The sequence below is a fragment of the Mycobacterium sp. E3298 genome (assembly GCF_001666895.1).
Classification (GTDB): Bacteria; Actinomycetota; Actinomycetes; order Mycobacteriales; family Mycobacteriaceae; genus Mycobacterium.
Genome location: NZ_LZJB01000145.1, coordinates 1 through 10,165, shown reverse-complemented (window position 1 = coordinate 10,165; position 10,165 = coordinate 1). Strand labels below are relative to the sequence as shown.

The 10,165-nt window shown below is 65.4% G+C and carries 9 protein-coding genes; 6 read left to right on the top strand and 3 right to left on the bottom strand.

Translation table 11 applies throughout. From position 1 onward, the window contains the following. Positions 1–132 precede the first annotated feature (132 nt). Positions 133–1,302, top strand: a complete 1,170-nt coding sequence (locus tag A9X05_RS06670) for an acyl-CoA dehydrogenase (protein WP_067780127.1) — start codon at positions 133–135, stop codon at positions 1,300–1,302. On the opposite strand, the gene A9X05_RS06665 is transcribed toward A9X05_RS06670, so the two are convergent. Then, a complete protein-coding gene (locus A9X05_RS06665; protein WP_156675548.1) occupies positions 1,299–1,856 on the bottom strand; it encodes a TetR/AcrR family transcriptional regulator in 558 nt (185 codons plus the stop codon). The two genes, A9X05_RS06670 and A9X05_RS06665, sit on opposite strands and share 4 nt — an antisense overlap. A 210-nt stretch (positions 1,857–2,066) precedes the next feature. On the opposite strand from A9X05_RS06665, the gene A9X05_RS06660 reads away from it, so the two are divergent. Both A9X05_RS06660 and A9X05_RS06655 read left to right on the top strand, forming a co-directional pair. Next, on the top strand, positions 2,067–3,320 hold the full coding sequence (locus A9X05_RS06660; RefSeq protein ID WP_082950381.1) for a hypothetical protein: 1,254 nt from the start codon (positions 2,067–2,069) through the stop codon (positions 3,318–3,320). A 93-nt stretch (positions 3,321–3,413) separates the two neighbouring features. Beyond that, the gene (locus A9X05_RS06655) at positions 3,414–4,259 is read left to right on the top strand and encodes an SDR family NAD(P)-dependent oxidoreductase (protein ID WP_067780123.1); all 846 of its coding nucleotides are present in this window, start codon (positions 3,414–3,416) and stop codon (positions 4,257–4,259) included. Here A9X05_RS06655 and A9X05_RS06650 read toward each other — a convergent pair. Continuing rightward, a complete protein-coding gene (locus tag A9X05_RS06650; protein ID WP_067780119.1) occupies positions 4,256–5,113 on the bottom strand; it encodes an SMP-30/gluconolactonase/LRE family protein in 858 nt (285 codons plus the stop codon). The two genes, A9X05_RS06655 and A9X05_RS06650, sit on opposite strands and share 4 nt — an antisense overlap. A 458-nt stretch (positions 5,114–5,571) precedes the next feature. On the opposite strand from A9X05_RS06650, the gene A9X05_RS06645 reads away from it, so the two are divergent. Continuing rightward, positions 5,572–7,134, top strand: coding sequence for a serine/threonine-protein kinase (locus A9X05_RS06645; protein ID WP_067780116.1), 1,563 nt, complete (start codon positions 5,572–5,574; stop codon positions 7,132–7,134). A gap of 219 nt (positions 7,135–7,353) precedes the next feature. Continuing rightward, complete coding sequence (locus A9X05_RS06640) at positions 7,354–8,427, top strand: HNH endonuclease (protein ID WP_067780114.1); 1,074 nt, start codon at positions 7,354–7,356, stop codon at positions 8,425–8,427. A 151-nt stretch (positions 8,428–8,578) separates the two neighbouring features. Here the strand turns inward: A9X05_RS06640 and A9X05_RS06635 are convergent, their stop codons facing one another. After that, the gene (locus tag A9X05_RS06635) at positions 8,579–9,031 is read right to left on the bottom strand and encodes a VOC family protein (RefSeq protein ID WP_067780112.1); all 453 of its coding nucleotides are present in this window, start codon (positions 9,029–9,031) and stop codon (positions 8,579–8,581) included. Positions 9,032–9,116: 85 nt separating this feature from the next. Here A9X05_RS06635 and A9X05_RS06630 point away from each other — a divergent pair. After that, a partial coding sequence (locus A9X05_RS06630; protein ID WP_067780109.1) for a cytochrome P450 occupies positions 9,117–10,165 on the top strand: 1,049 nt, incomplete at its 3' end.

Sequence of the window (10,165 nt, the reverse complement as noted above, 5' to 3'; positions counted from 1 at the left end):
TCACCTGCGACAGCGAGCCGTCGGGCATGACGTGCACCGACAGCAGCACCGGGCACTACTTCCGGGTGTCGCGGGATTCCTACGACCTCGGCTGAAAGCAACCATACAAAATAGTATGGTACGGTCGGCGCCATGTCCGCGGTCGACACACACCCGACGTACGGGATCACCGACGACTTCGTCGCCCGGTTGGCCGAGCGCGCCGAGGAGGCCGAACGGCTGCGCCGGCTGCCCGCGGCGACGGTCGACGAGTTCCGGCAGACCGACCTGTTCCGGCTGTTGCTGCCCGCCCGGTTCGGCGGCATCCAAGCCTCGTTTCCCGAACTGCTGCAACCGATTCGGCGGATGGCGCACGGCTGCGCGTCCAGCTCCTGGACGCTGGGCTTCTACGCCCTGCACAACTGGATGCTCTCGCTGTTCGACATGCGGGCCCAGGAGGAGGTGTTCGCCGCGGGGCCGGTGCTGGCACCCGCTCCCCTGGCCCCCACCGGCCGCGGCACCCCGGCCGACGGCGGGGTGCGCCTGACCGGCCGGTGGTCGTGGGCGACGGGCGCGATGGACGCCGACTGGATGATGGTCGGGGCGCTCGTCGAGCGGCCGGACCGCATCGATCCGGCGCTGGTGCTGCTGCCCGCGGCGCAGGTCGAGGTCGTCGACACCTGGCACACCGCGGGCATGCGCGGCACCGGCTCCCACGACGTCGTCGTCACCGACGCCCTCGTCCCCGAGCACCGCCTGGTCGCGGTGGCCGACATCTACGGCGGGACGGCGCCGGGTGCGCGGGCACATGACGCGCCGACGTATCGGTGGCCGATGGTGCCCGCGCTGGCGCTGGTGGCGTCGATGCCGGTGCTCGGCGCCGCCGAACGGGTGACCGAGCTGTTCGCTGAGCGCCTGGGCGAGCGCGTGCTGGCGTACAGCGGTGTGGCGCAAAAGGATCAGCCGGCCGCCCAGATCCGGCTGGCGAGCGCGCGGGTGCGGTTGCGGGCGTTGCGGGCGCTGGTCGACGAGACGGCCGGCGGCATCGACCGGATGGTGAGTGCCGGCGAGCGGGTGGGCCGCTCGGTGCGGGCCGAGGCCCGGCTGGCGGCGGCCCACACCGTGCACGAGAGCAAGGCGATCATCGCCGATCTGGTGGAGGCCTCGGGGGCCAGCGCGCAGTTCCTGTCCAACCCGCTGCAGCGCTTCAAGCGCGACGTGGACATCGCGGCGGGGCACGTGGTGTTCGATTACGACGTGAGCCGAGAGTTGGCCGGGGCGTTGGCGATTGGGGCCAAGATCTCCCCGATCGCGATGGTCTAGTCCTTGAGCATCAGCTCGAGGAAGCGTTCCCGTTGCGCCGACTGTTGCGCCTGCTGGGCGGAGCCGGCCAGGTGCAGCAGGCCGATGCCGGCGGCGAACGTCAGCTGGGCGCGCAGCTTGGCGTCCTCGGCGCCGAAGCCGTAGTCGCTGTAGGCCTTGGTGACGGCGCGCAGCAGGCGCCGGTCGGCGGCGCGGATGTTGGCGGCGGCGACCGGGTCGGTGCGGGCCCATTCGCGCATCGCGCGTTCGAGCGTCCAATGTCCCGGGCTGGTCAGCGCGGTCATCATGGCGGACAGGCGTTCTCGCGGGGGCAGCGCGTCGAGTTCGGCCAGCGACCGCCGGTCCTTGTCCAGGAAGGTGTTCCAGGAGTCGACCAGCGCGTTTCGGTAGCTGTCCATGTCGGCGAAGTGCCAGTAGAAGCTGCCGCGGGTGACGCCGGCCTGTTGGCAAAGGCGCTCGATCTTCAGGGCGCGCACCCCCTGCTCGGCGAGCAGCGTGTAGCCGGCCTGCAGCCAGTCCTCGACGGTCAGGCGCGGGGGCTTGCGCGCGGTCACAAGCTGCAAGGTTACGGGTGGGCGCGGCCCGGGGTGGGTCATCGCGCCGGCTGCCCCCTCCCCGGCCCCGGTGAATTCCTCCCGAACACGCGGCGAACCCGTGGGTCTGGCTATGGCATGCGTGTAATGTCCGGGTTTGCTAGCCGAGAAATTCCTGTTAACTCTTGGCCGTTTTGCTCGGCCGAAGGATCAGGGGGTGCCGTGACCGAGGTGTCCGAGCGGTCGGCGGCGATCGATGCCGACGAGGTCGTGGTGTCCTTGCAGGACGAGTCGCTGCTGCTCGGCGGTGACCCCGCCGCCGTCGAGTCTTATCTGAGCAAGCTGCGCGCGACCGCCGGGCAGGGGTTGCGCGTTACCGGCATCGACAGCGCCTCGTTGGCGAACGCGGCGATCGCCGGGCTGGCCTCGCTGCTGGCCGACTCCGGCAAGTACGTCCAGCTGCACCGCGACACCGTGGAGGCGCTGAAGGAAGGCAACCTGGTCCCGGTCGCCGACGGCTTTTTCCGGTTGACGACGGGCGCCGATGACGTCTTTGCCTATCTGCAGTGGCGACCCGAGCTGCTCGGTCCCGAGGTGATGCTGTCGGCGCAGATGCTCGCGGTGCAGATGGCGTTGAAGTCCGCGGTCGCCGAGGTCGAGGACGCCGTCCGGCGGGTGGAGGACAAGGTCGAGGCGGTGCTCGAGGTCGCCAGGGCGCAGCGCGCCGGCGACGTCCTGGGCAACAGCCTGACCGTCTCGCGGATGGTCGAGTCGCTGGAGAAGTACGGGTCGCTGCCCGATGCGTACTGGGATTCGGTCGCCGCGCTGGGGCCGGCGCTCAATGTCGCCGTCTCGCAGCTGCGCAATCACGTGAGCCGCGTCCTGGCGTCCTTCGATCACGGCCTGCCCGTGCAGCAGCGCGCCGCGAAGCTGCGAAATGCCATCGGCGACAACCGGCTTGGCGACACCCTGAGCCTGCTGGTGATCGCAGAGGAGGCGCTGCACAAGTGGCAGCGGCTGAACCTCGCGCGGATCGAGACCAAGGAGCCCGATCAGCTGCTGCGGGCGATCGACGAGGCTCGCGAGCTCGTCGACCATCACTTGCGCGAAGACCTCGACATCTACCGGAGCGCGAAAGAAGTGCTCGACCGCTTCGGGCAGTCCAAGGCGGTCGACGGCTTCCGGTTCTGGGCGGTGCGCGAGCTGGCCAAGCAGGGCGTCGTCCTGCGCGACGAGCTCGACCGCTTCGCGAAGGCGCGCCAGCACCAGGTGGAGACCTGGGAGGACTTCCACATTCCGAGTGTCTTGGACGCTGCCTTGGCCACGCTGGGGGCCGTCGGCGGCGTCACCGGCCGGGCGTTCGTGGCCGTCGGCCGCGGGGTCGTCTACTTGGGCGGGCACGTCGTGGGGCCGTTCCGCGGGCGTGGTGATGACGGCTCTGAAGCCGGCAGCTCTGATCTCGAGGAACACCAGCCGGCGTGCTGAGCAGCCGTCGTTGACTGCGGTCGAGGCCGCCTCGATACTCCACCAGTACGGCCGCCGGCGCTTCCCGGCGCTTGGCCCGCGAAGGAGGTCGGCGTGATCGATTTGGGGCTCTCGGGCAAGCGTGCGGTGGTGTCGGGCGCGGGCTACATCCCCGAGCGTGCGGGCCACGGCTGGTTCACGTCGCTGGCCCTGGCCGACGCGGGCGCCTCGGTGGCCTGCATCGACATCGACGAGCGGCGCGCGGAACAAGTTGCCGGCGAGATCGTCGGCCGGGGTGGTCACGCCGTCCCGATCGTCGCCGACATGACCGACCCCGAGCAGGTCGGCCGGGCGATCGACGACGTCGAGGCGGCGCTGGGCGGGATCGACGTGTGCGTCGACATCATCGGCGGCGCGACCTGGTCGAAGGTCGAGGACTTCACGCCCCAATTGTGGGACGCGGCAATCCATTACAACCTGACCCAGGTGTTCTACCTCTTTCAGGCCGCCGCCAGATACATGATTGGTCAGGGCAGCGGCGGCTCGTTGGTGGCGATCGCCTCGGTCGACGGCATCGCCTCGGCGACCTACCACGCCGCCTACGGCGCGGCGAAGGCCGGCGTCATCTCGCTGGTCAAGACGTTCGCAGATGAGCTGGGGCGGTACGGCATTCGCGCCAACGCGGTGGCGCCCGGCAATGTGGGCTCGGGCAACGAGGACCAGCCGCCCGGCGAGTATGCCGTCAACGGGATCAATCCGCTGGCGGCGCCACGCGCGCATGACATCGCCAACGCCGCGTTGTTCCTGTCCTCCGAGCTGGCCGCCCGCATCACCGGTCAGACCCTCGTCGTCGACGGCGGTGCCACCATCCGCCAGCTGTGGGGGTTGGGCGAATCGATGATCCCTTCGGACCCGGAGGCCGCTTTGCCGAACTTTATGCGGCCCGGGCCGTCGGGCTAACGCTGGTGGATGAGCGGCAAGCCCGCCACCGAGCTTCTCCCCTTCAGCACGTACGGCGCCGTGATCGAGCCGATGTAGATGTCGCGCATATCCGGCCCGCCCCACGCGATGCTGGTCGGGCTTCTTAAGAGCGCGCCGTCGGGGTCTTCGATCACGGTTGTCGTCGTGCCATCCGGGCGGATCGCCACGATCTTGTTGGCCAAAACGAGTGTGACCCAGAGGTTTCCCTCGGCGTCGAACGCGCATCCGTCGGCCATTCCCCATCTCTTGGCAACTTCCGGGTCGGCCATTAGGCGGCCGGCGTCGGGGCCGTACTCGTCGGGGCGCCGGTCGCCCAGCGACGGTCCGTATTGCTCTGGTCGGCCGAGCGTCTCGCTTTGGATCGGAAACCGCACCACGTCGGCGGTTACCGTGCGGACCACGTACAGGTGGTCCTCGTCGCGATCCAGCGCCATGCAGTTCGGGAAGCTCACCCCGTCAGCGACCACTCGCACCGATCGGCGATCCGGTGCGACCCGGAAGATGAACCCGTCCGCGGTGCCCCGCGCGATCGTGTCCATGAGGTCGTCCGACATCGTGCTCACCGAGCACCACAGCGCCCCAACGGAATCCACTAGAACGAAGTTCAGCCATCGTAGCGGGCACCCGTCGAGTTCGTCGCTCAGCACTTCTGCGATCTCGCCGGTCTCCGGCTCGAGATCCTGAAGCACGCCGAGACCCCAATTAGCGATCAGAAAGTGGCCGTCGCAGTCCAGTGCGATGCCGTTCGGCTCGCCGCCCGCCTGGCCGATATGCCGAATCGTGTGTTCGTCGATGAGTTCTGCGACAGCCGAGGCCTTATCGGATGCGAACACCCGGCCATCGCTGGCAACCACAACGTGTTCCGGGCGATCCACTCCGCACCCGATTTGATGCAAGCCGGTCACCTCGAGAGGGCTTTGGCCTATTTCGCTCAACAGTATCCCTTTGTCAGAACATGGACGCCGCACATCCGCCCACTATGGTCACCGCGACCGGACGGTAACGGCGTCCATATCGCGCCGCAGCGCGTGGGCGTCCGCGCTCAGCATTCGTTCACTTTGCCTCAATAGTTCGACATTCTCCACCGGCGGGTTGCGGCCGCCGCCGTACCCCGGCGATGGCGCCGCCTAGAAGAGTTCGGAACATGCCAGCGGTGTTTGCTTGCTGCATTTGTCCGGACCAAGTCGCAGGTCCGGCCGCATCGCATAAATCCATCGTTACTTGGGCAAACCCTCCAAAGAGGGAGTCAACTGGATGGACACTGATCGCAGCGAAGAAAAGGAAGTGTGCTGTGAGGTCACTGGTCGGCAGTGCGTTTGGACGGTATGAGATCAGGCGGATGCTTGGCCAAGGCGGTATGGGCGAGGTCTACGAGGCGTACGACACCGAAAAGGGCAGAACCGTCGCACTCAAGTTACTCACAGACCGGTACGCGCAGGACGAAACATACCGTGCCCGATTCCTCCGTGAATCCCATGCAGCAGCGATTCTGCAGGAACCGCACGTCATTCCGATCCATGACTGGGGAGAGGTCAACGGCGTTCTGTACATCGACATGCGGTTAATCCGAGGGGAAACCTTGCACGACATGATCAAGAGCGGCCCCCTGGAACCAGAACGAGCGACCGACATCATCCGACAAATCGCGGCGGCTTTGGACGCCGCGCACGCCGAAGGGCTAATCCACCGAGACGTGAAGCCGCAGAACATCATTGTGACGTCCGACGATTTCGCGTACTTGGTCGATTTCGGTATCGCCGAAGCCAAAGGCGACACCCACCTCACTATGTCGGGCTACCAAGTCGGCACCTTCGACTACATGGCCCCGGAACGATTGGGCGATGGGGAAGTGACGGCGTCGGTCGACGTCTACTCGCTGGCGTGCGTCCTCTACGAGGCGCTGACGGGCGCCAAGCCGTTTCCAATGCACAGCGCCGAGCAGGTCATCGGCGCGCACATCTCGTCGCCACCCCCTAGACCAAGCATCGTCAATCCACGCGTTCCCACGGCTTTCGACGAGGTCATCGCTCGCGGCATGGCAAAGCATCCCGACGACCGCTATAGCAGTGCCGGCGCACTGGGCCGCGCCGCCAAGCGAGCGCTGCAAGGAGAATCGTCGACCCCGCCCCAACCTGACACAGTGCTAGCGCCTCAATACGTAAGCGGGCCTCCGAGCTATCCACCGTTTAACGCCCTTTACGCTTACCCTGGAACGGCTCCAACACCAGTCGTCAACGGCGACCAAGGGCGCTCTAAACAGTTCATCGTGGGGATCTCTATCGGGATCGCGGTGGCGTTGGTGGGCGGCGTCGGTGTGGTGATCGGCCTCCTCGCTCACCAGGACTCCAACGGCTCCGAGCCTTCCGCGGCGCCGCTCGTCCCCTATTCGAATCCAATATTCACGACCTCCCCGACAGAGTCGTCATCGACGTCACCGTCGACTCAAGCTCACACCACGGTGACTTCTGCGCCGCAAGATCCTACGCAAGAGCTTCGGCAGATCGCAGCTGACGACCGACCTTGGGTAAGCGCGCAACTGACTGACCGCTGGGTGCCGCAACTCAGTTCCAAGCGACCCGGCGTCGTCGACAACGGCCAGGTGTGGGACAACGCAATGACGCTCCAAGAGCATCTTCAGTTGCGGCAGCGCTTCTCGAACGTGAGGCTGCTCTGGTCAGGTGACTGGTCGACGTTTTCAGCGCCGGACTTCTGGGTGACTATCGCCGGCATCACTTTCCCAGACTCCGCGGGTGCGTTGGCATGGTGCGGGAACCAGGGGTTCGATCGAGACCACTGTGCCGCCAAGATTGTCAGCACCACCCATCCCGTTGCGGGGAGTACCGCGTACAACTGATGCGAGTATGCGGAACCGAATGAAGCCACTGGGGCTCGATAACGGCGCTCAAGTGCCCCAATCCTCATGCTGCCGTCTCGTTATCCGCAGCAGCAGCAGCAGCAGTGTCTCGCTTTTGTCCGGTAGCACATCACGAACGAGTTCACCCTTGCGGTCAACTCCCAGCAATAATGCATCGGTGGAGTTCCCACCTCTCCAAGCTGATATCGGCGGGGCGCCGTGAACGGTGACGGAACCGCACAAGACTCCCTTCTGCTCGGGCAGCGGGTCGTCGCGATCCTGGAGACCGGCCTGAGAACCGCGACGTATAAGCTCGCCACGCTAATGGCCTTGATCGACCATTGCATCGAAAACATTCCAGAGCGGCCCGAAGACGTCCTACGGGTGCCGCTGCCCGTGCTGGCCCACAGGGTGCTCGAAATCTATTGGCAGCAGGTGCGCCCGTTCGAAGGTCATGAAGTGCGCCAATCCACCCAGCCGCGCGCCCGAATCTTGACCGCCACGGAGTCGCTACGAGATGCAGCCGGGCTCACGGGAAGCGGCACATCAGTGGATATAGCCAGGTTGCGCGCACCAACGGCATACCGAAGCGCGATCGAAGACATCACCCTGTGCCTGGCCCAACAGCCATTGCATCGGCTGCAGAAACTGCCGGGCGCCTCGATGAGCGATCCCTTCCTCTATGACGACTCGTTTCTGCACGACCACGTGTCGCGGTTATCACTGCGCAGACACGGTGACGCCATCGAACTTCGACCGGGTGTGGCGCACGGCCTGGCCCGGCTTGCTGGTCTACTAAAGCCTGCCCTGGAGATTATGTGGGTCGATGACGTGCGACGGATGAACAGATTTCTCGACGAAAAGGTCCCCGACGTCGCAGGTCACCTCTTCGGACGCGAGCGCGCCGCCCTGGGCGCAGTGCGCGAGCCGTTCAAGCAGGCGTTCGGGCCGCACTGCTTTTATTGCGGCGAGCACCTGCCGGTGAACAATCCAGTCGACCATGTGCTGCCATGGTCGCTAGTTGGCATTGACGGCCTGGCCAACCTGGTGCTTGCGTGTGCCCGCTGCAACGGAGACAAAAGCGGAGCGCTTCCAACGGTTTCAATAGTCGAGCGCGTGCTCGAGCGTGATCGCGGAGTGCTCGAGCAAATCGCCTCCACGATTCAGTGGCCGACGCAGCATGACCGGGTCGCATCCGCTGTGCGCGGCATTTACCGTGTGCAGCCGCCGGGAGCGCCAATGTGGGCAGGCTACAAGCGAACTGAGCAGCTGGATGTCGGCTTTTTTTGGTAATGATGTGAATCTCGCACGCACGTACTCGGTCAGCGCGAAACTGAGCCCCACTCTCAACGCTCAACAAGTCCCATAGCAAATCGACATGAACGGCAAGCCGCATGGTTTAAGAGAACGCTCGGTGCGCCGGTCGAACCGGGTGGGTTGTTGACTACGGCCGAGGCGGCAACGCCGCCAACCACCCGTCCGAAAGCAGCTCCAGCAACTGCCCATCAGGATCCCGAATCATCGCCATCGCCTCGGTCACCGTCGCGTCGACTACCGCTCCCCCAAACTCCGCCACTCGAGCCAGCGCGCCCGGGAGATCGGACACCGAAAACGAAATATGCGTCAGCCCAACCTGATCCATGACCCGCTCCGACCCGGCGTGAACCTGACGCTTCGAGTAATCCATCAACTCGAGCACAAACCCGTCGCGTACCAAGTACGTCGCGTGCACCCCGAGCGGCTCGGGAAGTTGCACCAGCTTCGACGTCGGGCCGTCGGGCGGATCGAGCTCCCACCAGAACTGGAACCCGAGCACATTTTCGTAGAAACGCCGCGACCGCTCGCGATCGGAGACGCACAATCCGACATGGTTGAAGGTCGTACGGTGACTACTCATCGTGGCCTTTCTCGACGGAACCGACCAGCGTAATAATGCAAAGATAGTGTAGAAAGCCGACGTCGCCGGGTGGAGGAGCAACCAGATGACAACCCGTCCCGACGTCACCGAAGACGCCATCGTCGACTTCGACCACCACTCCGACGCGTTCAACCTCAACGAGAACGCCATCAACAAAGACCTGAGAAGCAAGTGCCCCGTCGCCTGGAACGAGAACTACGGCGGATTCTGGTTCCTCAGCAGCTACGACGCGGTGAGCCGAACGGCCAGAGACGGCGACACCTTCGCCCACAAATACGAGCCCAACGCCGACGACGGTGTCGACTACCAGGGCGAGATGGGCGTCCCGCGCCCCGATGGCCAGCCGGCCCTGGGCATCGGCGAGGTCGACGGGCCCTACCACCAGGCCCTACGCCACGCGCTAGCCCCGTTCTTCTCCCCCGGCGCCGTCCAAAAGCTCAAGCCGTTCATGGAACAGAAGGCGCATGAGTTCCTCGACCACAAGATCGAGGACGGCCGCATGGACCTCGTCCTCGACTACGCCAGCCCGGTGCCGGCGATCCTCACCATGAAGCTGATGGGCCTGCCCCTCGACAACTGGCACCTCTACGCCAACCTCTTCCACTCTGTCATGGCCGTGCCCCAGGACAGCGACGAGTACGCAAACGCCATCGCCAAAGTCCCCAAGATGATGGAAGAGGTCCTCGACTACGCGGCCGGCAGACGAGCCAAACCGGAAGACGACCTCACCAGCTTCCTCATCCAGTTCGAGTTCGACGGCCACCGCCTCACCGACGAACAGCTGCTCAACATCCTCTGGAACCTCATCGGCGGCGGCGTCGACACCACCACCTCCCAAACCGCGCTCACGCTCCACCACCTGGGCACCCACCCGGCCCTAAGGCAACAACTCATCGACCGCCCCGAGCTGTACCGCACCGCCACCGACGAATTCCTGCGATACTTCTCGGTCAACCAAACCCTCAGCCGCACAGTCACTCACGACGTCGAAATCAACGGCCAGCGCCTGAGAAAGAACGACAGAGTCGTCATCAGCTGGCTGTCGGCCAACCACGACGAAAAAGAATTCCCGAACCCCGACGAGATCATCCTGGACCGCGCGCCCAACCGGCA

Bases quoted from the DNA above. Each gene is read 5' to 3' on its own strand.
- A9X05_RS06670 (WP_067780127.1), top strand. From the start codon at position 133: ATGTCCGCGGTCGACACACACCCGACGTACGGGATCACCGACGACTTC.
- A9X05_RS06635 (WP_067780112.1), bottom strand. From the start codon at position 9,031: ATGAGTAGTCACCGTACGACCTTCAACCATGTCGGATTGTGCGTCTCC.